This is a genomic window from Glycomyces sp. NPDC021274, from assembly GCF_040641195.1.
GTDB lineage: Bacteria > Actinomycetota > Actinomycetes > Mycobacteriales > Micromonosporaceae > Glycomyces.
In genome coordinates this window covers 63,751-87,488 of the sequence record NZ_JBFADC010000004.1, presented here as the reverse complement: position 1 = coordinate 87,488, position 23,738 = coordinate 63,751, and the positions used below count along the sequence as shown (strand labels likewise).

The following is a 23,738-nucleotide window of genomic DNA, read 5'->3' as shown; positions in this document are numbered from 1 at the left end:
CGGTCGACCCGACCAGTACGGTACGAACCATCACCCCTCACGGCTGGAGATGAGATCAGTGTTCGATGAGCAACGCGCGACCCGGCGCGGCCTGGCGTTCGGCGCGGCCGGCCTGCTCGCCCTCGCCGGCTGCAGCACCGGCGACGCCGCCGCAGAGGACCAGGTCCACGTCGACGAGGACGCCGGCGTCGAAGCCCTCCAGGTCGAGGTCCTCGAGACCTTCGACCACGACGCGACCTCCTTCACCCAGGGCCTCCAGCTCGCCGAGCACCCCGAGCACGGCACCGTCCTCTACGAGAGCGCCGGCCAGTACGGCGCCTCGGACGTGCGCATCGTCGACCCCGGCACCGGCGACGTGCTCGCCTCCCAGGACCTCCCGGCCGAGCAATTCGCCGAAGGCCTCACCCTCACCGACACCGACCTGTGGCAGATCACCTGGCAGGAGCACACCGCCCACCGCCGCGACCCCGTCACCCTCGACGTCCTCGACAGCGTGCAGTACGAAGGCGAAGGCTGGGGCATCTGCTATGACGGCGAGCAGCTGGTCATGAGCGACGGCTCCGCCACCCTCACCTTCCGCGATCCGAAGACGTTCGAGGCCACCGGCACCGTCGACGTCACGCTCGAAGGCGAGCCGGTCTTCCAGATCAACGAGCTCGAATGCACCGGCGGCCAGGTCTGGGCCAACCTCTGGCAGACCGACCAGATCGTGCGCATCGACCCCGCCACCGGCGAGGTCGGCGCGGTCGTCGACGCCACCGGGCTGCTCCCGGCCGAGGAAGCGGGCGGCGCCGACGTGCTCAACGGCATCGCCGCGGCCGAAGAGGACGGCACGTTCTACCTCACCGGCAAGCTCTGGCCGAAGCTCTACCTGGTCGAGTTCACACCGGCCGCTTAACGAGGTGCGGCCGGGCCGCCGCCGTGGCAGCATTCGGGCCATGACGCCGACCCTGCGCACCGCGCGCCTCGTCCTCGAACCGTACGTCCACGCCGACGAGGAGGACTTCGTCGCGCTCTTCGGCGACACCCGCGTCTCGCAGTGGATGGGCGACGGCCCCGAGCCCGAGGAGGCCAACCGCGCGCTGTTCCACCGCGTCTTCACGCACGTCTACGACACCGGCAAGTTCGACGTGTGGGCCGTGCGCGAGGACGGCGACCTCATCGGCCACGCCGAGATCAAGCCGACCGAGGAGTCCGGCGGCCACGAGCTCATCTACGCCCTCGCCCACCGCGCCTGGGGCCGCGGCCTCGGCACCGAACTCGCGCAGGCGATCATCGACTACGGCTTCACGACACTCGGTCTCGACGCAGTGCACGCCACCGTCGCCGACCGGAACACCGCCTCGCTCGCCGTCATGAAGAAGCTCGGCTTCGCGCACGTGCGCGACAAGCCCGAAGACGACGGCTCCGTCACGAAGGTCCTCACCCTGAAGCGCCCGAGCGCGTAGGGCCCTGCCGCATAAGGGACGTGCGCACGCACCGTCCTCAGTGAACGGACCGTCGCGAAAGCGGGAATTGCGCGGGAGGTGCGGGTAGGCCATGATGAGGTCATGGCCATCACACCCCTGGACCGATTGCTGGAGTACAAGATGCACCTCTTGACCGACTCCCGGCAGCCCCGCGCCTACGCCACCTGGTGGCAGGACCTCACCACCGCGGCCCTCTCCGCGTGGTTCTTCGGCGGCCTCATCCTCGACGTCAACGCCCACGCCCGGGGCTGGGCCGAATCGTTCTTCACCTGGTGGCACCTGGCCTTCTACACCGGCTTCTTCGCCACCGCCGCCTGGATCGCCTGGATCCTCATCCGCGCCCACCGCGCCGAGGGCCGCACCGGCATGGCCGCCGTCCCCCACGGCTACGGCCCCGCCGTCATCGGCGTCCCGCTGTTCCTCGTCTCCGGCATCGCCGACATGATCTGGCACCAGGTGCTCGGCGTCGAGACCAACCTCGCGATCCTCTTCAGCCCCTCGCACCTGACCCTTGCCGCCGGCGGCGTCCTCATCGTCGCCGCGCCCCTCCTCTCGGCCTGGCGCCGCGCCGCGCTCGCGGCCGAACCCGAGCCGATCCCGCTCGAGGCCCGCATGGCCGCCCCCGCACTCTCCCTGGGCTACATCACGTGTGCGCTCGTGCTGTTCCTCGCCTACCTCGTGCCGCACACGAACGCGCCGTCCGCCGTCGCGGCGGCACTGCACGGCCCGAACGTCTTCGAGGGCTTCCCGGTGGCGGGCATCGTGTTCACCACGGTGCTGGTGCTCGCGCTGGCGGTCCTGATGACCGGCCGGTTCCGGCTTCCCTTGGGGTTCTTCACGGTCGCGTTCGCGTACCCGGCGGTCATGGCCGGCGCGTACTCGGGCTTCGAGTACGGCGGGTACGTGTGGATCTTCCTGCTCTCGGGCGCGTGGCTCGACTTCCTGGTCTGGCTCATCCGGCCCGAGCTGCGCCGCCGCCGCGACCTGCTCGTGCTCGCCGGGGCCTGGGCGGTGCCGGTGTGGGCCGCGTTCCTCATCGGTACGGGCACTGCCACCGGCGTGTGGCCGGCCGTCGAGATCGGCCTCGGCGCGCCGCTGGTCGCGGCCGTCGTCGGCGGCCTGTTCATGCTGGTGGTCCAGCCCGAGCGGCGCGATGCGGTGCGCACGGTGCCCGTGGAGCCCTCGCCGTTCGACGACGTGATCGCCCGCGCGAAGGCCATGACCGCCAACAAGCCCGCCGAGTAGCGAGCGGCCCCGGCGCGAGCGTCGGGGCCGGGTTCGCCGCTATTTCTTCAGCGCCGCAAGGCTTGCGGTCAGCAGCTCCGCGGAGATGAGGGCCGTGCTCGTGCCCTTGGTGCGGCACGCGTACGCGCCCGCCACGCGGCCCGCGTCGATCGCGGTCGCGAGGTCGCCGCCCCGGGCCCGCGCCCACAGCATCCCCGAGACGAACGCGTCGCCCGCCCCATTGGAGTCCACAGGGGACCAGTCGGCCCATTCGGGGACCGCCGCGCCGAGCTGCGCGACCGGGTCGATCGCGTCGTAGTGCTCCAGGGTCCCGCCGCGTTCGAGGACGTACCCGCCGTGCTCGCCGTTCGTGGCGATCACGACCGTGGCGCGGCCGTTGTCGAGGATCCAGCGCATCGCCTTCTCCGGGTCGCCGCCGAGCTTGGCGGCGGAGAGGGTCACGAGGTCGGCGCGCAGGGCGAAGGCCTTCTGGTGCTCGGCCTCGCCGTCCCACCCGTGGAGGTCGGTCGAGACGGTCACCCCGTCGGGGATCGCGGTGAGCACGTCCCTGGTGTGGTTGGGGATCGAGACGTGGACGTGCTCGGCCTCGGCGACGTGCGGGCCGAAGAACTCGGCGGGCATCCGCAGCTCGGGGTCGTGGCGGTAGTCGTAGAAGGAGTAGCGGCGTCCGGCCGCGTCGACCAGGTTCACCGAGCGCGAGGTGCCGTTGGGGGAGATGAGGTGGCGGAAGTCGAGGCCGTGCCGCTCGTAGTGGCCGAGCACCAGCCGGCCCTGCTCGTCGTCGCCGATGTAGTCGATGAAGCGGGTAGCGAGCCCGAGGTGGAGGCAGCCGAGCGCGACCCCGTTCCCGGTGTGGGCCACGTAGTCGTGGATCGGTTCCACGCCGAGCGAGTCGCCGTCGCCGATCGCGATCTCGGGGACGCGCACGATGGTGTCGACGCCGACGCCGCCGACCACCAGGATGTCGAGCATGTAGGTGCTTCCTTTGCAAGATATTGCAGCAATGTCCGGAATTGATTGCGGGACTCGACCTTAGGTCGAGTCCCGCCATCGGTCAAGCCCTATCGCACCACTCCGGTGTCGACCCTGCCCCGCCGGATCGCGTAGGCGAGCGTCGCCGCGCCGAGCGCGGGGCCCCACAGCCAGAACGGGAACGACCAGATCAGCTCGGGCGCGCCCTGGCGGATCCCCAACGCCGCCATGGGCACCGCCATGAACGTGAACACCCCCGCCATGGCCGCCCCGGGGACGATCGCGATCATCGGCGGCACCGGGCGGCCCCTGAGGGCGAACATCCAGAACGGCCAGCGCTCGCCCCACCGCTGCGTCAGGCCCAGGCACAGCACGCCGCCGCCGAGCGCGGCGAAGCCGAGCAGCAGGCCCCAGATCCGCATCTCGAGCGGGAGGTCATCGCCGACCGGGCCGCCCGTGTAGCCCCACGGGGTCAGCCAGCTCATGCGCACCAGGCCGTAGGGGAGCGAGCAGGCGAAGGCGATCCAGGCGGCGGCCCGGCCCCACTTCGCGGCGCGTTCGGGGGCGAGCCAGGCGGGAGCGGGCTCGCCGTCGCGGCGCTGCACGAGCAGCTGCAGGGTCAGTGCGGTCCAGACGACGGCGCCCGCGAGGGTCCAGATCTGCGCCAGGAAGTAGCCGCCGATGCCGACCATGGTGTCGCCGAGCTCCTTCGCGAACCCGGCGACCGCGGGGTAGTCGACGATTCCGGTCACGCCGAGTCCGACGAGGACGGCGGCGATCGCGGCGGCGGTGACGAGGCGGGCGGTGGTGCCGCGGGCCACGAGGACCGGGACGACCGCTGCGGCGATCGGGATGAGGAACGCGCACAGGTACCCGGCGAGCGAGATCGGCGCGACCGTGGTCAGCGCCAGTCCGAAGACCGCGGCGTAGAGCGCGGTGAGCGGCCAGAGCCGCGTCTTGGCGCGGGCGATGAGGAGCCCGCCGAGTCCGGCGGCGATGAGCGCGGCGGGCGCGATCCAGTCGGGCACCGCTGCGGGGAGCGGGATGGTGGGCTCGTAGAGCTCGTGCGAGTAAGGGCCTTGCTCCGGGTCGAGGAGCTGCCACAGGCCGAACGGGAGGGCCAGGAGCGACCAGAGGAAGGCGGCGAGCACGGTCGTCCGTGCGAGGCGGGTGGGCCGGCGGAGCGGCGTTCGCGTTGTCATGCTTACAGATTCGCGGTTTCGCGGACCTCGTCCCTCCCGCGAGCGGGCGACCGCGCTCCCCCGGCGGGGGCTTTCGGGCTCCCCCTCCCGGGGGAACCGCCCGATTTGGGCGGTCCCGAACGTCGCTGGGCCGCAACACGGCCGACCTGCGATTGCAATACCTGTTCGAGAAGGTCACGGACTCATCACAAACAGGATCGGGTGTGGTCACGACCGCTGTCATCGCGTTCCCGACTGCCATAGTGTGTAACTCGGATCACGCAAACCTCCAGTCTCTGCCGCGTGACCTCTCGAACAGAAGAACTAGGAGCAACCATGTCTCGCTTTCCCCGAGCACTACTGGCAGTGGCCACAGCGGGTATCACAGCGTTCTCGCTCGCCGCGTGCGGTGACGATTCGGATTCCGGTTCCGGCGGCACCGACTGCGAAAGCGACGGCTTGAAGATCGGCACGATCCTGCCGCAGACCGGTTCGCTCGCCTTCCTCGGCCCGCCCGAATTCGCCGGCGTCGACCTCGCCATCCAGGAGATCAACGAGTACGGCGGCGTACTCGGCTGCGACGCAACGGTCATCCACCAGGACTCGGGCGACACCACCTCGCCCATCGCCAGCGAGTCGGCGGACGCCCTCATCCGCCAGGGCGTGCACACCGTCATCGGCGCCGCCTCCTCCAGCGTGTCGCTCAGCTTCATCGACAAGCTCTACCAGGAGGGGATCGTCCAGATCTCCCCGGCGAACACCTCGCCCGAGTTCACGACGTACCCGAACGGCGACTACTACTTCCGCACGGCGCCTTCGGACGTCCTCCAGGGCCGCGTCCTCGCCGACACGATCATCCAGGACGGCCACGAGAGCATCATCATCCTGGCGCTCCAGGACTCCTACGGCACCGGCCTCGCCACGGCCGTGGAGCAGAACTTCACCGACTTCGGCGGCGAAGTGATCGACACGATCGTCTACGACCCGGCCGCCACCGAGTTCTCGGCCGAGGCCGGCCAGGTGGCCGACTCCGGCGCCGACGCCGTCGTCCTCATCACCTTCAACGAGATCGTGAACCTCGCTCCGGCGCTCGCCGAAGAGAACATGAGCGCCCAGGACCTCGGCTGGTACCTCGTCGACGGCAACCTCTCCAACTACGGCGAGCAGTTCCCCACGGGCTTCATGGAGGGCGCCAAGGGCACCTACCCCGGCGCCGACACCGCCGCGATCCAGGAGCGCCTGCTCGAAGTCGACCCCGAGCTCGTCGACTTCACGTACGGCCCCGAGTCCTACGACGCCACCGTCCTCGCGGCGCTCGCCGCGATCCAGGGCGGCGAGGTCGACTCGGAGGTCATCAAGGACAACCTGATCGACGTCAGCCGCGAGGGCACCAAGTGCAGCGGCTTCACCGAATGCGCCGAGCTCCTGGAGGACGGCGAGGACATCGACTACGACGGCTACTCCGGCCCGATCGAGTTCTCCCCTGAGGGCGACGTCTCCGCCGCCACCATCGGCGTCTTCCAGTACAAGGCCGACAACACCTTCGAGAACCTCGGCTACACGTTCGGCGACCTCGAGCAGTAGCCGGCAACCGCACGACAACGGCGATGCCCCTCGGGACCACAGGACCCGAGGGGCATCGCCTCATCCGTGTTCTAGCGGGCCGCACCCGCGGACGCGCGGGCCGTCAATGCGCCCGGCCCAGCGTCCCCAGGTACAGCTCGACCACCTTCGGATCGTCGATGAGACTCGCACCCGGACCGGTGTAGGCACTGCGGCCCTGGTCCAGCACGTAGCCCCGGTCGCAGATCTGGAGGCACCGCCGAGCGTTCTGCTCGACCATGACCACCGTGACCCCGGTCTCGTTGATCTGCTTGGTGTTGAAGAAGACCTCGTCCTGCATCGCCGGGGACAGCCCCGCCGACGGCTCGTCCAGCAGCAGCACCGTCGGCTCCATCATGAGCGCCCGGCCCATCGCCACCATCTGCCGCTCGCCGCCCGAGAGCGAACCGGCCCGCTGCGCGCGCCGCTCGCCCAGGATCGGGAACAGGTCCACCACGAACGCGAACCGCTCCCGGAACGCCTTGGGCCGCAGGAACACCCCCATCTCGAGGTTCTCCTCCACGGTGAGCGCCGAGAACACGTTGTTCGTCTGCGGCACGAACCCCACGCCCAGCGGCACCAGCTGGTGCGCCTTCCGGTTCGTGATGTCCTCGCCCCGCAGGGTCACCTGCCCCGAGGTCACCCCCACGAGCCCGAACATCGCCTTCAGCAGCGTCGACTTCCCGGCCCCGTTCGGGCCGATGATGCCCACCAGCTCGCCCTCGTTCGCGTACAGGTCCGTGCCGTTCAGGATCGACACGCCCGGCAGGTACCCGGCCTCGACCTCGTCGGCGCGCAGCAGCGCCTCCTGCGAGGCCGCCAGGTGCCCCTCCCGGGAGCACACCTCCGTGTCCGAGTCCGGCGTGGCCTCCAAGGGCACGCCCGTCGGTCCGATCCCGACCGCAGTCTCGTTGTCGCTCATGTCGTCTCCTACCGCTGAGCCGCGTCGTGATGGGCGCCCAGGTACGCGTCGATGACCCGCCGGTCCGCCGAGATCTGGTCCGGCGTGCCCTCCGTGATGAGCTGCCCGGCCGCCATGACCGCGACCCAGTCCGCGATCTCGTGGACCATGTCCATGTCGTGCTCCACGAACAGGACCGTCATCCCCTCCTCGCGGAGGTTCTTGATGTGCTCCAGCAGCGTCTGCTTCAGCGCCGGGTTCACCCCGGCCATCGGCTCGTCGAGCATCACCATCTTCGGGCTCAGCATGAGCGCGCGGGCCATCTCCAGCAGCTTGCGCTGGCCGCCGGAGAGCTCTCCGGCGTAGTCCTCGCGCTTGTCGATGAGCTTGAACCGCTCCAGCAGCTCCATGGCCCTGGTCCGGTTCGCCGCCTCCTGCGACTTCCACAGGGGCGGAATCAGGCCGGCCCAGAAGCGCTCGCCGATCTGGTCGGCCGCGCCGATGAGCATGTTGTCCATGACGGTCATGCGGGTGAGCGCCTTCGTCAACTGGAACGTGCGGACCATGCCCGCCCGTGCTACCTGGTACGAGCGCATCCGGTCGGCGCGGCGGCCGTCGAACACCCACTCGCCCCGGCTCGGCCGGTCGAAACCGGTGAGCAGGTTGAAGAACGTGGTCTTGCCCGCGCCGTTCGGTCCGATGAGGGCGGTGATGGTGCCCCGCTGCACTTCCAGGTGCGCCACGTCGACGGCCACCAGACCGCCGAACGCCCGGCGCACGCCCGTCGCGTTGAGGATCGGGTCCTGCTTCGGCGCACCCGGTTCGGGCGGCACGTCCGCCAGCGAATCGCGCGCCGCGGTGATGCCCGCCCTCGCGGCCCTGTCCTCGGCGGGCAGAGCCTCCCGCCCCGTCTCGGGCGGTGCTTCACCGGACTGAGCTTCCCCGAACCGTGCTTCACCGGACTGTGCTTCATCGGACATCGAGCATCAGCTCCCTTTTGTTGCCGAGGATGCCCTGCGGCCGGAAGATCAGCAGCAGGACCATGCCGAGGCCCAGCAGGAAGAACACGAGCGGCCCCACCTGCGTCTGGTTGAGGTACTCGGTGGAGATCACGCCGGCGTTGATCGCCTGGCTCAGGCCCTGCGAGAAGATGTTGTACAGGAACCAGAACAGCGCCGCCCCGAGCACCGGTCCGAAGATCTTGGCCGCGCCGCCGAGGATCAGGACCACGTAGAAGTAGAACGTGAAGTCCGTCGAGAACGTGTCCGGCTGCACGTTCGCGCGGCTCAGCGCGAACACGAACCCGGCCACCGCGCCGATGAGGCCGCCGATGACCAGCGCCTGCATCTTGTACGCGAACACGTTCTTCCCCAGGCTCCGCACGGCCTCCTCGTCCTCGCGGATCCCCTTGAGGACCCGGCCCCACGGGCTGTGCACGAGCAGGGCCAGGACGATGCAGAAGAACGCCACCAGCGCCCACCCGATCGTCATGACCCACAGGTCGCGGTGCGAGTACTGGAGGTCGAACAGTCCGAAGTCGACGGTGAGGCGGCCGCTGTCCATGGACACGAACAGGAACGTCCAGGTCGCGTCCTCCGAGAGCGGGTTCAGCGCGAAGAACGGGTCGGAGAACCCGCGCATGCCGTCCGAGCCGCCGGTGTGCTCCGACCAGACCGTGGCCCGGAAGAGCCGCCGCACGATCTCGGCCGCGGCGATCGTGACGATCGCGAGGTAGTCGGCCCGCAGCCGCAGCGTCGGAATGCCCATGAGCAGGGCCAGCACCACGGCGCAGCCCAGCCCGACGAGGATGCCCCACCAGAACGGCAGCCCGAAGGCCACCACTGCCAGCGCGAGGCCGTAGGCCCCGACCGCGGCGAACGCGGCCTGGCCGAAGTTGAGCAGGCCCGTGTAACCGAACTGGAGGTTCAGGCCGATGGCGCCGAGCGCGTACACGAGCATCGTCGGCCCGATGGCCTGCGTGAGCGCCTGGCTGAAGACGAAGTGCCAATCCATTTCGCTCTCCTAGCCGATTCGCTCGCGGCGGCCCAGGATGCCCTGCGGCCGGGTGAGCATGATGATGATGAGGACCGCCAGCGCGCCGACGTACTTCAGTTCGGGCGCGACCACGAGGGTCGACATCTGCACGAACACGCCGATGAGCATCGCGCCGACGAACGCGCCGAACGCGGTGCCGAGCCCGCCGAGCACGACCGCGGCGAACACCATGAGCAGCAGGTGCTGCCCCATGTCGAACTTCACGCCGTCGCTGATGCCCAGGAAGACGCCGGACATGGCCGCGAGCCCGCCGCCGATCGTCCACACCAGGCGCACGACCTGGTTCACGTCGATGCCGGTGGACTCCGCGAGCGAGGGGTTGTCCGCGACGGCGCGGGTGGCCTTGCCGAGCCGCGTGTAGACGAGCGCGAGGCCGACCGCGATGCAGACGACGAGCGCGATCGAGCCCGTCACCACCTCCTTGGGGGTGATCACCAGCCAGCCGAAGTCCCAGGGCTGCTGGCCCACGAACTCGTTGTAGCGCTGGCGTTCGCCGCCGACGAAGAACAGGGTCGCGTTGCGGATGAGCAGGGCCACGCCGATCGAGATGATCATCATCGAGACGAGGCCGGTGCCGCGTCGGCGCAGCCGCGCCCACAGGCCCCAGTCCTGGAGCCAGCCGAAGACGGCGCCGAGGAGGACGGCGGCGATGGCCGCGATCCAGACGGGGACGCCGAAGGTGAGGTTGAACAGCAGGGCCATGACCGCGCCGAAGGTGACGAGGTCGCCGTGGGCGAAGTTGGTGAGGCCGGTCGTGCCGAACACCATGGAGAGGCCGACCGCCGCCAGGGCGATCATGAGTCCGAAGTGGAGACCGGAGAACAGGAGGCTGACGGCGCGGGTGGCGCCGCCCTCGTCCTCGATCTCGGCGAGGTTCTCGCCGTTCTCCGCCTCGTCGGCACCGGTGCTCGACTCGTCGCCGCCCGGGGTCTCGCCGGTCGCGTCGCCGCCGGAGGAGGGTTCGTCCCCGCCGGGGTCCGCGCCGCCGGTGACCTGCGTGTCGAGCGGGAACAGCACGGTCCTGTCGGCGTTGATGGTGACTTCGAGCTCCGGCTTGCCGTTGCGCACGACCAGCCCGTCGGGGAGGGTGGACTCGTCGAGGACGACGACGTAGTCGCCGGCGGCCTCGAGCGGTACGGCCCAGGTGCCGTCCTCGGCGCTCTGGACCGTGGCGATCTCGGTGCCCGCCGCGTCGCTGACGGTGATCGAGACCCCCGCGACCGGTTCGTCCTGCTGGTTCTCCAGGGTGCCGTGGACGCCGAAGGCGTCCTGGGCGGTGGCGCTGCTGTTCACCCCCAACCCCAGCAACAGGCCGGCGAACGCAGCCGACAGCAACAACACTGCACGTCTCAATGGGCCCCCTCGGGAGGTTTGGGCTTCGGAACCCGCGCATCGTGGATTGTTCGAGAAACACGAAACGACGGGAGTGAGACGGATCTTATGGAGAGGTGAGTAACAACTGCAGGTGTCGTTATCGAACCGTTGCAATTGTGGCCCAGATGTTATCGGAGTGCACCCTCGTCTCGCCCGGTTGTTCCCTACGCCCGTTGCGACCGCATTCGAGTGCGGTGAAGTCCTCGCGACGTTCCTGCGACGCGCCCCAGGCGGCGGCCTTCCCCTCCGGACACCGAGCGGCCACGCGGTGTGAGAGGATATTGCCCGCTCGGGGCAGTAGCTCAGCTGGTTAGAGCAGGGGACTCATAATCCCTGGGTCGCGGGTTCAAGTCCTGCCTGCCCTACAGAGCGAAGGCCCCGCGATAGGCGGGGCCTTCCTGCTGCTCATGCCGCGTCGGCGGCCGGACGCGGGGGAAGCGGCTCCCCGCCGGGCCCGATCGCGGGCGCTACCAGGGGACCACGTCGGTGTCGAAGTACTCGTTGCCCTCCTGGAAGAACCCGCCGTTCGGGCCGTCCTCGCCGATGAGGGCCAGCTCGACCGCGGCCTTCGCGGCGTCCTCGGGCCGGCGCGTGCCCTGGTTGGCGTTCAGGTCGGTCGCGGTGTAGCCCGGGGTCATCGCGTTGATCTTGATGCTGGTGGACGCCAGCTCCTTGGCCCAGGACACGGTCAGCATGTTCAGCGCCGACTTGGAGGCGCCGTAGGCGCCGCCCTGCATGGACGCGAACGGCTGGTTCGGGTCGGTCATGAAGCCGAGGGAGCCGACCTCGCTGGAGACGTTCACGATCCGGCCCGCGTCCGCCTTGCGGATGAGCGGCAGGAGCGCGTTGGTCACCGAGACGACGCCGATGACGTTGGTCTCGAAGACCTTCCGGGTCGTCGCCACGGTGAGCTCGCTGGTGTTCCAGTCCCCGTCCGCGAGTGCGATGCCCGCGTTGTTCACGAGGATGTCGAGGCTCCCGAACTCGGACTCGACGCGCTTCGCGGCGGCGGCGACCGAGGCCTCGTCGGTCACGTCGAGGTGCAGGAAGCGGGCGTCGAGGCCTTCGCCGCGCAGGGTCGCGGCGGCGGCCTCGCCGCGCTCCTGGGAGCGGGCGCCGATGAGGACGGTGAGGCCCTCGGCGCCGAGGGCGCGGGCGATGTGGAAGCCGATGCCCTTGTTGGCGCCGGTGATCAGAGCGGTCTTCGCGGTGGTGTCGGTGTCAGTCATGTCCACGAGCTTGCGCCCGGTTGCGGGGGTTGCAAAGAGGACCGTTTGTGGTGGTACTACTGGTACCTGGATCAGCTCGGCGAACCGGGGGAGTATTGGCGGCATGGACCGCCAGCAGCTCGCCGACTTCCTCCGCACCCGCCGCGCCGCGCTTCGCCCCGGCGACGTGGGTATGCCCGAGGGGCCGCGCCGCCGCACGCCCGGTCTGCGCCGCCAGGAGGTCGCGCAGCTCGCGGGGATCTCCGTGGAGTACTACATCCGACTCGAGCAGGCGCGGGGGCCGAAGCCGTCGCGGCAGGTCCTGACGGCGCTCGCCCGCGCGCTCATGCTCGTGCACGACGAGCGCGCCCACCTGTTCAACCTCGCCGACGAGCGGCCCGACACGAGCGCTTCGAGCCGCGGCGATGTACCGCCGACGATCCTGAACCTCCTGGCCGGGCTCGACGACTTCCCGGCGTACGTGGTGAACGCGGCCTACGACATGCTCGCCTGGAACCCGCTCGCGGACCGGTTGATGGGATGGCTCTCGCAGCTCTCCCCGGAGCAGCGGAACATCCTGCGCGCGAACTTCTCAGGTCCGCACGCCGCTGCGGCCCTGTCGGACGAGCGCTATGCGGGATTCCTGCGGCAGTGCGTGGCCGATGTGCGCGCCTCGCTCGCCCGCGACCCGGCCGACGCGGTGCTGCGGGCGCTCGTGGACGAGCTCCTGCGCTCGAGCCCGGAGTTCGGGGAGCTGTGGGCCGACCACGAGGTGGGCGTCCGCACCGTCCAGACCAAGCAGGTGGTGCACGAGGAGTACGGGCCGCTCGAGTTCGACTGCCAGGTGCTCGAGGTGCCGGCCACCTGCTTTCGCATCATCTTCTATGTGCCGCAACCGGGTTCGCGCACCGCCGAGGTGTTCGCGACCATGGCCGCGTTGACGCCCGTCACCTCCGGGGCCCCCGCGTCGGTCGCGTGACCCGGCGGCGACGGACATCACGCTCGGATTTCACCCGCAAGGCTTTTACTCTTTGGGCGAGTGTATTTATGATTGATGCGGAGGCGCGAGCCTCCCGCTCTTGAACAGCGACCGGACGGCAAGGAAGCAGCCGGTGACAGCCTCAGCGTTCTCACCCTCCTTCTCTTCTTCCCGGAGCTGCTTTCCATGCGCATGCCCCTGTTCGCCATGTCAATCGGCGCATTCGGCATCGGCACCGCCGAGTTCGTCATCATGGGCATCCTGCCCCAGGTGGCCGCCTCCTCGGGCGTCTCGCTCGCCGAGGCCGGCCTGGCCGTCTCGGCCTACGCCATCGGCGTGGTCCTCGGCGCCCCGCTGCTCACCGTCGCCACCACCCGCGTGCCCCGCAAGCCGCTGCTCATCGCCTTGATGGCGTGGTTCGCGGTCGCCAACCTCGTCACCGCCCTGGCCCCCGACTTCGGGACCCTGCTCGCCTCCCGGTTCTTCGCCGGGCTGCCGCACGGCGCGTTCTTCGGCGCGGCCGCGGTGGTCGGCGCGAGCCTGGTCTCCTACGAGCGGCGCGCCCGCGCGATCTCGGGCATCATGTCCGGCCTCACCGTCGCCACGATCATCGGTGTCCCGGTGAGCGCCCTGCTCATCGGACAGTTCTCGTGGCGCTGGATCTTCGCCGCCGTCGCCGCGCTCGGCGTGGTGGCCGCCGCCGCGATCTGGGCCACCGTGCCCGACACGCGCGGAGTCATCGTGCCCACCAAGGCCTCCGACGAGATCCGCGCGATCCGCTCCAAGCGCGTCCTGCTCCCGCTCGTCACGGGCGCGGTCGGCTTCGGCGGCATGTTCGCGGCCTACACCTACCTGACGCCGATCCTCGAAGAGGTCACCGGCCTGGGCACGGTCGCCGTCGCGATCACCCTCGCGGTGTTCGGCCTCGGCCTCACGGCCGGGAACATCGTCGGCGGCCACGTCGCCGACCGCGCCCCGATCCAGGGCCTGTTCGCCTCGTTCACGACCATCGCGGCCGTGATGCTGATGATGTTCTTCACGATGGCGAACCCGGTCCTGGCGATCTCGGGCGTGTTCCTGATGGCGCTCTCGTCCTCGCTGGTCGGCCCGATCATGCAGCGGCTGCTGCTCGACGGCGCGCACGCCGCCCCGTCACTGGCCTCCTCCCTGCACCACGCGGCCTTCAACCTCGCCAACGCGAACGGCGCCTGGCTCGGCGGCCTGGCCCTCTCGGCCGGGCTGAGCCTGACCGCGCCGATCCTCGTCGGCGTCGGCCTGGCCCTGGCCGGTCTCGCCCTCTCGGTCCCGCTCGCGCGGGCCCAAGCCGAGGCCGAGGTCCTGCCGGTGGTGCCGAGCCACCTGACGACCGCCGAACTCGCCCGGGCCTCCTAACCAAGACCCTTGCGGCGAAACCGGTCGAGCACCGGCACCGCTGAACGAATCGCTCGGTCCCGGGTCGAACTCGAGCCGAACCCGATCCGACCTGGTCCCAGGTCGAACTCGAGTCGAACCCGATCCGACCCCGCCGCCCCGGCCCGCAGCCGGGGCGGCGCCGTCGTTCCCGGAGCTCTCCGGTGCCACGTCCCAGATGGCCTCTCCGGCTGCGCGGCGCCGCCGGGCCGTCAGGCCCGCGTTCAGACCCGAGGGGTCGCCATCGAGCCCGGCCTGCTCCCGATCCGACCCCGCCGCCCGACCTCGCCGCCCGACCCCGCCGCCCGGGCCTGCAGTCGGGGCGGCGTCGTCGCCCCCGGAGGCCTTCGCTCACGGGATCAGCACCACCTTGCCCGTAGTGCCCCGGTGCTCAAGGGCGCGATGGGCTTCGGCGGCCTCGGACAGCTTGAACGTGTGCACCGCGGGGCGGAGCCGCCCGGCCGCGAGTTCGGCCAGCGAGCGCTCTTCGAGCGCCCGGAGGCCGCCCAGCTTCTCAAGGAGCTTCGGGCCGAGAGCGCCGGAGACCGTGAGGCCGCGGTTCACGATCTCCTCCACCGTGCCCTCGGTGGCCTTCCCGGCAGACCAGCCGAAGACCACCATGCGGCCGCCGAAGCCCAGCCTTTCGAAGGCCGCCCGGCCGGTCTCGCCGCCCACGGAGTCGAACAGCAGGGTCGCCTCGCGGCCCTCCAACGCCTTGTCCAGCACCGAGGTCCAGTCCCCGGCCTTGTAGTCGATCGCGGCATCGGCCCCGTTCTCGGCGACCTGGCGGACCTTGTCCGGTCCGCCCGCGAGGCCGACCACGTACGCTCCGGCGTTCTTGGCGGCCTGCACCAGGAGGGTGCCGATGCCGCCCGCGGCGGCCGGCACGATCACCACGTCCTCACTGCTCACCGGGCCGACCGAGAGGACCATGAGCGCGGTCCGGCCGGTGCCGATCATCGCGATCGCCTCCGCGAACCCGGCGCCCTCGGGGATCTCGTGCACGTTCGCGACCTCGCGCACCGATTTCTCGGCGTACCCGCCGGAGGCGAAGCCGAGGTGGGCGACCACCCGCTTGCCGATCCATGACGCGTCGACGCCCTCCCCGACCGCGTCGACGATCCCGGCGGCCTCGCGGCCGGGGACCATCGGCAGGTCGGGGAGCGGGTACGGGCCGTTCTTGTCGCCCTTGCGGAAGGTCGTGTCGAGCAGGTGGACGCCGGCGGCGCGATTGGCGATGCGCAACTGCCCGGGGCCGGGCTCGGGATCGGCCACCTCCTCGTACACGAGTACCTCGGGGCCGCCGAATTCGTGGTGCCGGATCGCGTGCATGTCGTCCCTCGCTGTCGTTCGGATGCGTTCGCATCGATGGGTGTGACACCACTGTAGGAACCGGCCGACTGGGGCCGCATCTGTCGAACGACCTGAGTCGCCCCTGACGAAAGTCAGGGGCGACCGTGGGCGTTCACGCTTTCGGGTGAACATCGGCGGCGTGACGACTCGTTACCCGATTTCCTGTCGGCGCTGCCGGGGAGCATTGACGCAGGCTGGTCGGCCCCCGGGTGGGTGGGGTGGGTCTTTCGGCGGGCGGTTGCTGATGGGCGGGTTATTGAGCGGTCGGTTGCGGGTCGGTAAGCCCGGGTCGATGCCCAAGGCGCTCAAGAGGTTCCGGGACTCCTCGCGGCACGCCTCGGCCGCGTTCGGGTGCCCGGCCGCCTGGTAGGCGTTGGCGAGGGCGAGGAGGCTGCGGGCCTGGCGGAGCGGGTCGGGCATGGCCGCGAAGACGTCGCACGCCTGGCGGCCCATACTGATCGCCTTGCGCAGGTCGCCCTCGGCGGTGTGGAGCTTGCACATGACCCTGGCCTTGACCGCGAGCGACTCCGAGGTCTCGTACCGGGCCAGGTGCGCGACCCGGGCCAGGGTGTCCCGCACCTGCTCGAACTGCTCGGTGTCCACATACAGGTCGGCCAGCCAGTACGTGTAGATCAGCTGGTGGCGCCAGTTGTTGAACTGCTCGACGAGTTCGAGGCTGCGCAGCAGCGCCGCCTCGGCCCGCGGGAAGTCCTCGTCGGCGCGGTGGACCGCGAACTGCCGGAAGTACAGCCGCGACTGGTAGTACTTCGACGGGTGGTCGCGCAGCATCTCGGCGATCTCGCGGCTGAGGTTCTCGGCGGCGCTGATGCGGCCCTGGTCGACGTACAGCTCCGAGAGCGACAGCAGCGGGTACACCGTGGTCGGCCCGTCGGGGGCGGCCGCGTCGAGGTCGCGGGCCTTCAGCAGCAGCGCCTCGGCCTCGGCGAAGATGCCCATGCGCCGCAGCACGGTGCCCAGCGAGGTGAGGACCTCGACGCGAACGTTCCGGTTGCCCGAGCGCTCGGCCGCCACGACCGCCTCGCGCAGCAGCGACACGGCCTCCCGGTACCGGCCGAGCTGGGTGAGGGTGGTGGCGAGGTCGTTGCGGGCCTTGCCGGTGGCGTCGCCGTGCGGGGTGAGGCGGAGGTACTCGAGGGTCTTCTCCGCGTACGCCTTCGACTTGTGGAGGTCGCCGGAGGCGAAGGCCACCGCGTCCGCGAGGGCGTAGGCGCGCACGGCGTCCATGGGCTCGTCGGAGCGCTTCCCGGTCTCGATGCCGAGTTCGGCGACGTGGGCGAGTTCGGGCAGCTCGTACAGGGAGTCGGAGAGCGCCCGCCGGTTCGCGGCGTCGTCGCGGTAGCCGGCGTCGGCGAAGGAGATGAGCCGGGAGAGGAGCCGCGAGACGTGCGGGTGGCCGTTCCATTCGAGGAAGGTCGCCACGATGTTGCGGTACTCCAGGACGGGCAGGCGCGTGGAGCCCTGCGCGTACCACGCGACGGCCTGCTCCCGGAGCCGTTGCAGCGCAGCCGGGTCGAACGCCGACTCGGCTTTGCGGCGGGCGTACTCGCGCACCAGGTCGTGGAAGCGGTAGCGGCCGGGCCGGTACTCGTCGATGCGGTGGGCGGCCACGAGGTTCGCCAGGAGCCGTTCGGCCGCTTCGGGTTCCCAGGTGACGAGCGCGCACGCGAGCCCTTTGGAGAAGTCCGTGCCCGGCAGGTACGCCAGGTTGAGGTACAGCAGCTCCTCTTCGGGTTCGAGCGCCTGGTAGGACAGGTCGAACGCGGCGGCCACCGTGGTGGTCGGGTCGCCTTCGACGGCGAGGCGGGAGAGCCGGTCGTGCCCGGCGAGCGCCGTCGCGGTATCCGCCAAGGTCGTGCCGGGCTGCGCGTCGAGGTTGGTGCCGACGATGCGCAGCGCGAGCGGCAGGCCGCCGCAGAGCTCCGCGACCCGTTCGGCCGCAGCGGGTTCGCGTCCCACGCGGTCCGCGCCGATGAGGCTCTCGAGGAGCCGCACGGATTCGCAGCCGTCGAGCGCGCCCACGGTGACCTGCCGGATGTCGTGGGCGGCGGCGAGGTCGGGGAGCCGCCCGCGGCTCGTCACGACCGCGACGCAGCCGGCCGTGGCCGGCAGCAGCGGCAGCACCTGGGCCGAGTTGCGGGCGTTGTCGAGGATGAGGAGCGTGCGGGTGTCGGCGAGGCGCGAGCGCAGCAGTGCGGCGGCCTCGTCGAGGTCGGAGGGGATGGCCTCGGTCGGGACGCGCAGGGCGCGGAGGAATCCGGCGAGGGCGTCCAGCGGGGCGAGCGAGGGCGTTCGGTCGAAGCCGCGCAGGTTCACGTACAGCTGCCCGTCGGGGAACCGCTCGCGCACCAGGTGCGCCCAGTGGAGTGCGAGCGTGGTCTTCCCGGAGCCGCCGATCCCCGAGATCACGGCGACTTGCGGGCCGCCTTCGAGGAGCCGGTCGAGCGCCGCCAGCTCGGCGGTGCGGCCGGTGAAGTGGACGCTGTCCGAGGGCAGCTGCGCGGGCGCGGGCAGTTCGGCGCGGGGCTTGGGGGCACCGGTTCGCGGTGCGGCCCTGAGGGACGGGTCGTCGCGCAGGATCGCCGTGTGGAGATCCTTGAGGCGCTGGCCGGGGTCGATGCCGAGCTCCTCGGCGAGCTGGCGGCGGATCGACTCGTACACGTCGAGGGCCTCGGCGGGCCGGTCCTCGCGGTAGAGCGCGGTCATGAGCAGCTCGGCCGTGTGCTGGCGGTACGGGTGGGCTTCGAGCACCCGCCGCAGGTCGGCCACGACCGACACGCCGGTGGCCAGCGCGAGTTCGAGTTCGGCGCGGGACTCCTCGGCGGCGGCGCGCTCCTCGTCCCAGCGGCGCGCCCCCGCCTCGATGAGCCGCCCGCCCAGCCCGGCGAGGGTCGGGCCGCGCCACAGGTCGAGGGCTTCGCGCAGGCTCGCAAGGGCCGCTTCGGGTTCGGAGGCGGCCTCCTGCTCGCGGGCGATGCGCACGGTGCGCTGGAAGCGCAGGGAGTCCAGCTGCTCGGGCCGCACGCGCAGGCGGTAGCCGTCGCCGACGGTCTCGAGATCGCCGGTGCCCGTGGGCAGCAGGATCCCGCGGGCGCTGGCGACGGTGTTCTGGACCTGGCGGCGCGCGGTCGTGGGCGGCAGCTCCTCCCAGATGGCGTCGACGAGTCTCGGCAGGGGCACCACGTGCCCGGCCTCCAGGAGCAGCACGGCGAGCAGCCGGGGCAGGGTCCGCCCGGGCAGTGCCACGGGCAGGCCCTCCCTGGTCAGCTGCAGGGGGCCGAGGATGCCGAAGTCCACGGTCCACCTCCCGGGGAGTCGAGGTGCGGCCGTCATTGCGCGGGGACGCTTCCAGTCTATGGGCAGAACATGATCATTTGGGAACGGTTGCAAAGGGTTTGCGCAGAGTGACTGCACAGGTACCGGTGTGTGTCTCATGAACGACTCGTGAAGGTCTTGACGAGCCCGCCACGATGCTTCTCGTATCGAGCAGAGGAGGAGCGATGTTCACGAGACAGCGTCCCGAGGCCCAGACCAAGCCTCAAGAGGCCCGCGCCAGGTTCCGCGGCGGCCTGGTCGCCACGACGAGCGGCTGGTCGCAGGGGTACGTGCAGACCAACCTGGTGTCGGTGCCGGCCCGCCACGCGATCAGCCTGCGCCGCTTCGCGGTGCGCAATCCGCGGGCCTGCCCGCTGCTGGACGTGGTCGGCCCCGGCCGGTACTGGACCGACCTGGCCTTCGGCGCGGACCTGCGCCGCGACCTGCCTGCGTACCGGGTCTACCAGAAGGGCGAGCTGGTCGCGGAGCGCACCGACGTGGCCGATCTGTGGAGCTCGGACCTGGTGACCTTCCTGACCGGCTGCACCTTCACGTTCGAGCCGTTCCTGGAGCGGGCGGGCATCCCGCTGCGCCACCTCGAGCAGGGCGTCAACGTCCCCATGTACCGCACCACGCTGAAATGCCTAGGCGCCAGGCGCTTCCGCGGACCGGTGGTGGTCTCGATGCGGCCCATGCCGGCGGCGCAGACCGACCTCGCGGCGGCGATCACCGCCGACATGCCGTACGCGCACGGCGCCCCCGTCCACATCGGCCGCCCCGGCGCGATCGGCATCCGCGACCTCGACCGGCCCGACTTCGGCGACCCGGTGCGCCTCCACAAGGGCGACGTGCCCGTGTTCTGGGCCTGCGGTGTGACCCTTCAGGAAGCGGTCGTCAAGGCGAAGCTGCCGTTCGCGATCACCCATGCGCCAGGGCACATGCTCATCACCGACCGCCGCGCGAAGACCAGCGGCACCGGCGAGATCCGCCTGGTTTCATGAGCACTGGATTCGCTAGACCGGGCCCGGTGTCGCCCCCGCCGACGCCGGGGCCGGTTCCGGCAGGCGGAACAGGCCCAGGAACCGCTCGGCCATGGCCTGGTCGCCCTGGACGGTGACGCGGCCCGCGTGCAGCGAGACGTCGAGGCTGCGGCTGCCCAGGGTGAGGCGCTTGAGCGTCTCGGCATCGGTGCGGATCACCGCGTGCGGGTGCTCGGGCCGGCCCGGTGCGAGGAGCAGCTGCGCGTCGATGATCTCGGCGATGAACGGCCGGTCGTCGACCCACAGCTCGAACGCCGCGTCGAACCCGCGCGCCGCCACCGGCATGAACAGGGTCCGCATCGAGAGGATGAGCGCGTCCGCGCCCATCGGCGCGTCCAGCGGGATCGCGGCCGAGCGGGCGCCCCAGCGCAGCAGGAACACGATGACCGGTTCGAGGTCGCGGCCCCATTCGGTGAGCTCGTACACCTTGGACGCGGCCGGGGGCGGCAGGCGGCGCTTGGAGACCACGCCGTGCGTCTCGAGTTCGCGCAGCCGCTGCGAGAGGACGTTCGCGCTGGCCCCGTGGAGCCCCGTGCGGAGGTCGGTGAAACGCTTGGGTCCCAGGAGCAGTTCGCGGACGATGAGGAGCGACCAGCGTTCGCCCACGAGGTCGAGCGCGTGGGCGGCCGGGCAGCCGTCGCCGTAGGTGCGCACGGGTCTCCTCCAGAAGGCAGAGTGGATGAAACCGCTGGTGAATCCCATTGCGGTAGTACGTATTCATCATAGAGTCACGTAAGACGAGCTTCAAGTCCTGGTAAATGACCAACAGATCTCGGAACGGTAACGTGCGCTCTGTAAAAGGTGCGTGTCCGTGTGCCGGTCCGGCTTGCGTCCGGCCGCATCGTGCGGCACCATTCAGGGCGTGCCAGAACTGACCGCCTCCTCGCTGATGGAGCACCAACAGGCCGCCAACACGCTGGTCGCCCTCCTGGAGGGCAACGGCCGCTTCATTGCCGGCGAGCCCCGCTACAAGCGCGACATCGTCGCGGCCCGCGAGGCCGCGCCCGGGCAGACGCCCAGCGCCGCCGTCTTCACGTGCATCGACTCGCGGGTGACCGCCGAGAGCGTGTTCGACTGCGACTTCGGGCAGCTGCTCGTGGTGCGCACGGCCGGGCACGTGCCCGACCGGGCCGCCGTCGGCTCGCTCGAATTCGCGGCCGCCGAGCTCGGCATCGCACTCGTGGTCGTGCTCGGCCACGAGCGGTGCGGGGCGATCAACGCGGCCCTGCACGCGGTCGAGGACGACGCGCACGACCCGCGCACCGACTACCTCGTGGAGCAGCTGTGGCAGCCGGCCTCGCAGGCGTGGTCGGAGACGAAGGAGCCCGAGGAGGCCGCCTCGCGCGCGATGCGGCTCCAGGTGCGCCGCACCGTCGCCGACCTGAGCCGCCGCGAGAGCCTCGACGGCGTGCTGGTGGTCGGCGCGGTCTACGACCTGGACACGGGCAGCGTAACGCTCATCGACGAGAACTGATCGCGAAGAGCTGTCAGAATCGGGGTATGAGCGACCAACCCTTGACCGAGGCCGAGATCGAACTCGCGCTGTCGGAACTGCCCGGCTGGAGTCACGTCGGCGACCGCCTCGAGCAGACCTGGACCTTCGACGGCCACCTCCGGGCACTCGCCGCCGCGAGCGCCGTCGGGTTCCTGAACGAGCAGCGCGGCCACCACGCGGACCTCACGATCAACTACAACAAGCTGCGGGTCTCCGCGACCACCCACTCCGCGGGGAACAAGGTGTCCGCGAAGGACACCGACCTGGCCCGGGCGGTGAGCGACCTCCTGGACTGATCCGCCGGACCGAACCGCTCGACCGGCAGGCGCGGGAGGGACTGCTGCGGCCCCTGGTGCGCCTGTGCCACCTATGCGTATTACCTGCGAAAACGGGTAATGCATAGGGGCTTCGTCTCTGCGATGATGAAGTCAGCACAGGTGGGAGCACCTCATGGACGCAATGGACGCACACGCCGCGCGGCCTTCCAGTACTGACAAGCGCATCGCCCTCGACCGCCTCGCCAGGGCGCGTCGCAAGGGCATGCTCGACTCCCGGGAGTACCGGCTGCGCCGTCGCATGGCCGAACGGGCCCAGAGCGTCGCCGACCTCCAGACACTCCTGCTGGACGTCGGCGACGACGAGCTCGGCCGCGAGGACCACTGGCGGTACGGCCGCTGGCGCGGGCCGGTTCGGGAAGGCCGCGAACTCGAGATCCAGCGCTTCGTGGGCGCGCTGTTCCTCGTCGCCGCCGTGATCGCGGTGATCGTCTGCGTTTCAGTGGCGATCGTCCTCTACGAGCACTGGCGTTAGGCGACGAGCGCCTTCAGCTTGTCCCGCAACGCGTCCAGGGACTCGGCGAGCCACGGCATCTCCAGCGGGTCGTTGGACACGAGCGCCGCGAGGCGCTCGGAGTCGGACTCGCCGTAGAGGCCGGTGACGGCCACGCGGATCGTCAGGGCCGCCGGGTCGTCCCCGAACGCGTCCCCGGCGATGACCACGATCCCGAACTCGTCCAGCAGGACCCGGGCGAGGTCGGCGCTGGTGCGCACGCCCCAGCGCTCGGCCAGCGCCGCGCGCAGGGGCTCGAACTCCGGCCACACGTAGAAGCCGCCCTGCGGGACGCGCACGTGGCAGCCGACGGCCGCGAAGACTTCGGCGACGGCACCGGCGACCGCGCCGTGCAGGCGCCGCGCCATGGCGACGCGGTCGACGAGTTCGGCCGGGTCGGACCAGGCATAGGCGGCGGCGTGCTGCATCGGCAGGGGCGCTGAGGACCAGAGTTCGGAGGCGATGCCGCGCACGGACTCCTGGATCCGGCGTCCCAGGTCGGAGTCGGGGAACCGTGCGGCGCCGATGCGCCAGCCGCCGAGGGCGTAGTTCTTGGAGAGCGCGGTGGTCGTGATGGTGCGTTCGGGCGCCCACCGGCCGGGGGAGGGGAACGCGCCGGGCTTGAACACGAGGTCGCGGTAGATCTCGTCGGCCACGATGACGAGGTCGAGTTCGCGGGCCTGCTCGCACAGGGCCTGCACGGCGTCCTCGGAGGCGAGGCGGCCGGTCGGGTTGTCCGGGAGGGTGACGACGACGAGGCGCGGGTCGCGGCCCGCAGCGCGGGCGTCGCGCACAGCCGCGGCCATGAGGGCCGCGTCGGGCACGCCGCCTTCGCCTTCGGGCACGGGCACCCGGATCGGCTCGCGGCCGAGCAGCTGCGACTGGGCGGCGTAGGAGACCCACGCGGGCCGGGGGAGGACGACGTCGCCGCCGACGGCGTGCTGGAGGGCGAACAGCAGCGGCTTGGAGCCGGGGCCGAGGAGCACCTGGCCGCCTTCGGTGGGGTTACCGCGGCGGGTCCAGTACCCGGCGGCGGCGTCGCGGGCCTCGTCGGTGCCGGCGACGGGCCCGTAGGCGATGCGGCCGGCGGCCTTGGCGAGCCGCTGGCTCAGCAGGGGGTGCACGGGGATGCCCGCTTCGCCGAATCCGAGTGCGAGTACCTCCTGCCCGGCGGCGCGGCGCGCGGCGACGGCTTCGTTGGCGGCGAGGGTGGCGGAGACGGTCACAGTGACTCCCTGATGGATGGTCGTTCGACGTGGCCTAATCTCCTCTCGAACGAGCATCATCGCAAGT

The 23,738-nt window shown here is 70.8% G+C and carries 21 protein-coding genes and 1 tRNA gene; 11 read left to right on the top strand and 11 right to left on the bottom strand.

Annotated features, from left to right (window positions below):
• Positions 1-58 precede the first annotated feature (58 nt).
• The 3 genes from AB0I03_RS11285 (at position 59) to AB0I03_RS11275 (ending at position 2,714) form a co-directional block, all read left to right on the top strand.
• Positions 59-898 carry a glutaminyl-peptide cyclotransferase gene (locus AB0I03_RS11285; RefSeq protein ID WP_360410201.1) on the top strand — a complete coding sequence of 280 codons (840 nt, stop codon included), beginning with the start codon at positions 59-61 and terminating at the stop codon, positions 896-898.
• A gap of 40 nt (positions 899-938) precedes the next feature.
• Positions 939-1,448, top strand: a complete 510-nt coding sequence (locus AB0I03_RS11280; protein ID WP_360410198.1) for a GNAT family N-acetyltransferase — start codon at positions 939-941, stop codon at positions 1,446-1,448.
• A 102-nt stretch (positions 1,449-1,550) separates the two neighbouring features.
• Complete coding sequence (locus AB0I03_RS11275; protein WP_360410195.1) at positions 1,551-2,714, top strand: hypothetical protein; 1,164 nt, start codon at positions 1,551-1,553, stop codon at positions 2,712-2,714.
• A gap of 39 nt (positions 2,715-2,753) precedes the next feature.
• Here the strand turns inward: AB0I03_RS11275 and AB0I03_RS11270 are convergent, their stop codons facing one another.
• On the bottom strand, positions 2,754-3,686 hold the full coding sequence (locus tag AB0I03_RS11270) for a carbohydrate kinase family protein (RefSeq protein WP_360410192.1): 933 nt from the start codon (positions 3,684-3,686) through the stop codon (positions 2,754-2,756).
• Between the two features lie 89 nt (positions 3,687-3,775).
• Positions 3,776-4,888, bottom strand: coding sequence for a hypothetical protein (locus tag AB0I03_RS11265; protein WP_360410189.1), 1,113 nt, complete (start codon positions 4,886-4,888; stop codon positions 3,776-3,778).
• 315 nt (positions 4,889-5,203) lie between these two features.
• Between AB0I03_RS11265 and AB0I03_RS11260 the strand changes: the two genes are divergently transcribed.
• Entirely contained in the window at positions 5,204-6,451 is a 1,248-nt protein-coding gene (locus AB0I03_RS11260; RefSeq protein ID WP_360410186.1) for an ABC transporter substrate-binding protein, read from the top strand.
• Positions 6,452-6,554: 103 nt separating this feature from the next.
• Here AB0I03_RS11260 and AB0I03_RS11255 read toward each other — a convergent pair whose 3' ends face one another.
• From AB0I03_RS11255 to AB0I03_RS11240, 4 genes are read right to left on the bottom strand one after another with little or no spacing between them, the layout of a single operon-like run.
• Positions 6,555-7,391 carry an ABC transporter ATP-binding protein gene (locus AB0I03_RS11255; RefSeq protein ID WP_360410184.1) on the bottom strand — a complete coding sequence of 279 codons (837 nt, stop codon included), beginning with the start codon at positions 7,389-7,391 and terminating at the stop codon, positions 6,555-6,557.
• Positions 7,392-7,399: 8 nt separating this feature from the next.
• A complete protein-coding gene (locus AB0I03_RS11250) occupies positions 7,400-8,350 on the bottom strand; it encodes an ABC transporter ATP-binding protein (RefSeq protein WP_360410182.1) in 951 nt (316 codons plus the stop codon).
• Positions 8,340-9,383 (bottom strand): branched-chain amino acid ABC transporter permease, encoded by a 1,044-nt coding sequence (locus tag AB0I03_RS11245; RefSeq protein ID WP_360410179.1) that lies wholly within the window; start codon positions 9,381-9,383, stop codon positions 8,340-8,342. The genes AB0I03_RS11250 and AB0I03_RS11245 overlap by 11 nt, the downstream gene beginning before the upstream one ends.
• 9 nt (positions 9,384-9,392) lie before the next feature.
• Positions 9,393-10,718, bottom strand: a complete 1,326-nt coding sequence (locus AB0I03_RS11240; RefSeq protein WP_360410176.1) for a branched-chain amino acid ABC transporter permease — start codon at positions 10,716-10,718, stop codon at positions 9,393-9,395.
• Between the two features lie 372 nt (positions 10,719-11,090).
• Between AB0I03_RS11240 and AB0I03_RS11235 the strand changes: the two genes are divergently transcribed.
• Positions 11,091-11,164, top strand: a tRNA-Ile gene (locus tag AB0I03_RS11235).
• Between the two features lie 102 nt (positions 11,165-11,266).
• On the opposite strand, the gene AB0I03_RS11230 is transcribed toward AB0I03_RS11235, so the two are convergent.
• Entirely contained in the window at positions 11,267-12,028 is a 762-nt protein-coding gene (locus tag AB0I03_RS11230) for an SDR family oxidoreductase (RefSeq protein ID WP_360410173.1), read from the bottom strand.
• A gap of 103 nt (positions 12,029-12,131) precedes the next feature.
• Between AB0I03_RS11230 and AB0I03_RS11225 the strand changes: the two genes are divergently transcribed.
• Together AB0I03_RS11225 and AB0I03_RS11220 are read left to right on the top strand one after the other, a co-directional pair.
• Positions 12,132-12,986 (top strand): helix-turn-helix transcriptional regulator, encoded by an 855-nt coding sequence (locus AB0I03_RS11225; protein ID WP_360410170.1) that lies wholly within the window; start codon positions 12,132-12,134, stop codon positions 12,984-12,986.
• A 207-nt stretch (positions 12,987-13,193) separates the two neighbouring features.
• A complete protein-coding gene (locus tag AB0I03_RS11220; protein WP_360410167.1) occupies positions 13,194-14,378 on the top strand; it encodes an MFS transporter in 1,185 nt (394 codons plus the stop codon).
• 369 nt (positions 14,379-14,747) lie between these two features.
• Here AB0I03_RS11220 and AB0I03_RS11215 read toward each other — a convergent pair whose 3' ends face one another.
• Complete coding sequence (locus AB0I03_RS11215; RefSeq protein WP_360410164.1) at positions 14,748-15,728, bottom strand: zinc-binding dehydrogenase; 981 nt, start codon at positions 15,726-15,728, stop codon at positions 14,748-14,750.
• Positions 15,729-15,899: 171 nt separating this feature from the next.
• Positions 15,900-19,064 carry a BTAD domain-containing putative transcriptional regulator gene (locus AB0I03_RS11210; protein WP_360410161.1) on the bottom strand — a complete coding sequence of 1,055 codons (3,165 nt, stop codon included), beginning with the start codon at positions 19,062-19,064 and terminating at the stop codon, positions 15,900-15,902.
• 203 nt (positions 19,065-19,267) lie between these two features.
• On the opposite strand from AB0I03_RS11210, the gene AB0I03_RS11205 reads away from it, so the two are divergent.
• On the top strand, positions 19,268-20,083 hold the full coding sequence (locus AB0I03_RS11205) for a putative hydro-lyase (protein ID WP_360410159.1): 816 nt from the start codon (positions 19,268-19,270) through the stop codon (positions 20,081-20,083).
• 12 nt (positions 20,084-20,095) lie between these two features.
• Here the strand turns inward: AB0I03_RS11205 and AB0I03_RS11200 are convergent, their stop codons facing one another.
• Complete coding sequence (locus AB0I03_RS11200; protein ID WP_360410157.1) at positions 20,096-20,824, bottom strand: winged helix-turn-helix transcriptional regulator; 729 nt, start codon at positions 20,822-20,824, stop codon at positions 20,096-20,098.
• Between the two features lie 160 nt (positions 20,825-20,984).
• Here AB0I03_RS11200 and AB0I03_RS11195 point away from each other — a divergent pair, with 160 nt between their 5' ends.
• The 3 genes from AB0I03_RS11195 to AB0I03_RS11185 all read left to right on the top strand — a co-directional run bounded on the left by AB0I03_RS11195 (position 20,985) and on the right by AB0I03_RS11185 (position 22,427).
• Positions 20,985-21,596, top strand: a complete 612-nt coding sequence (locus AB0I03_RS11195; RefSeq protein WP_360410154.1) for a carbonic anhydrase — start codon at positions 20,985-20,987, stop codon at positions 21,594-21,596.
• A 26-nt stretch (positions 21,597-21,622) separates the two neighbouring features.
• The gene (locus tag AB0I03_RS11190; RefSeq protein ID WP_360410152.1) at positions 21,623-21,913 is read left to right on the top strand and encodes a 4a-hydroxytetrahydrobiopterin dehydratase; all 291 of its coding nucleotides are present in this window, start codon (positions 21,623-21,625) and stop codon (positions 21,911-21,913) included.
• Positions 21,914-22,067: 154 nt separating this feature from the next.
• Positions 22,068-22,427 carry a hypothetical protein gene (locus tag AB0I03_RS11185; RefSeq protein ID WP_360410150.1) on the top strand — a complete coding sequence of 120 codons (360 nt, stop codon included), beginning with the start codon at positions 22,068-22,070 and terminating at the stop codon, positions 22,425-22,427.
• Here AB0I03_RS11185 and AB0I03_RS11180 read toward each other — a convergent pair.
• Complete coding sequence (locus tag AB0I03_RS11180; protein WP_360410147.1) at positions 22,424-23,671, bottom strand: pyridoxal phosphate-dependent aminotransferase; 1,248 nt, start codon at positions 23,669-23,671, stop codon at positions 22,424-22,426. The genes AB0I03_RS11185 and AB0I03_RS11180 overlap by 4 nt on opposite strands.
• Positions 23,672-23,738 lie beyond the last annotated feature (67 nt).

What these genes read in the sequence shown, in the direction of transcription:
- AB0I03_RS11280 (WP_360410198.1), top strand. Translation starts at nt 939, where the DNA reads ATGACGCCGACCCTGCGCACCGCGCGCCTCGTCCTCGAACCGTACGTC.
- AB0I03_RS11275 (WP_360410195.1), top strand. Translation starts at nt 1,551, where the DNA reads ATGGCCATCACACCCCTGGACCGATTGCTGGAGTACAAGATGCACCTC.
- AB0I03_RS11270 (WP_360410192.1), bottom strand. Translation starts at nt 3,686, where the DNA reads ATGCTCGACATCCTGGTGGTCGGCGGCGTCGGCGTCGACACCATCGTG.
- AB0I03_RS11265 (WP_360410189.1), bottom strand. Translation starts at nt 4,888, where the DNA reads ATGACAACGCGAACGCCGCTCCGCCGGCCCACCCGCCTCGCACGGACG.
- AB0I03_RS11260 (WP_360410186.1), top strand. Translation starts at nt 5,204, where the DNA reads ATGTCTCGCTTTCCCCGAGCACTACTGGCAGTGGCCACAGCGGGTATC.
- AB0I03_RS11255 (WP_360410184.1), bottom strand. Translation starts at nt 7,391, where the DNA reads ATGAGCGACAACGAGACTGCGGTCGGGATCGGACCGACGGGCGTGCCC.
- AB0I03_RS11250 (WP_360410182.1), bottom strand. Translation starts at nt 8,350, where the DNA reads ATGTCCGATGAAGCACAGTCCGGTGAAGCACGGTTCGGGGAAGCTCAG.
- AB0I03_RS11245 (WP_360410179.1), bottom strand. Translation starts at nt 9,383, where the DNA reads ATGGATTGGCACTTCGTCTTCAGCCAGGCGCTCACGCAGGCCATCGGG.
- AB0I03_RS11230 (WP_360410173.1), bottom strand. Translation starts at nt 12,028, where the DNA reads ATGACTGACACCGACACCACCGCGAAGACCGCTCTGATCACCGGCGCC.
- AB0I03_RS11225 (WP_360410170.1), top strand. Translation starts at nt 12,132, where the DNA reads ATGGACCGCCAGCAGCTCGCCGACTTCCTCCGCACCCGCCGCGCCGCG.
- AB0I03_RS11220 (WP_360410167.1), top strand. Translation starts at nt 13,194, where the DNA reads ATGTCAATCGGCGCATTCGGCATCGGCACCGCCGAGTTCGTCATCATG.
- AB0I03_RS11215 (WP_360410164.1), bottom strand. Translation starts at nt 15,728, where the DNA reads ATGCACGCGATCCGGCACCACGAATTCGGCGGCCCCGAGGTACTCGTG.
- AB0I03_RS11205 (WP_360410159.1), top strand. Translation starts at nt 19,268, where the DNA reads ATGTTCACGAGACAGCGTCCCGAGGCCCAGACCAAGCCTCAAGAGGCC.
- AB0I03_RS11200 (WP_360410157.1), bottom strand. Translation starts at nt 20,824, where the DNA reads ATGGGATTCACCAGCGGTTTCATCCACTCTGCCTTCTGGAGGAGACCC.
- AB0I03_RS11190 (WP_360410152.1), top strand. Translation starts at nt 21,623, where the DNA reads ATGAGCGACCAACCCTTGACCGAGGCCGAGATCGAACTCGCGCTGTCG.
- AB0I03_RS11185 (WP_360410150.1), top strand. Translation starts at nt 22,068, where the DNA reads ATGGACGCAATGGACGCACACGCCGCGCGGCCTTCCAGTACTGACAAG.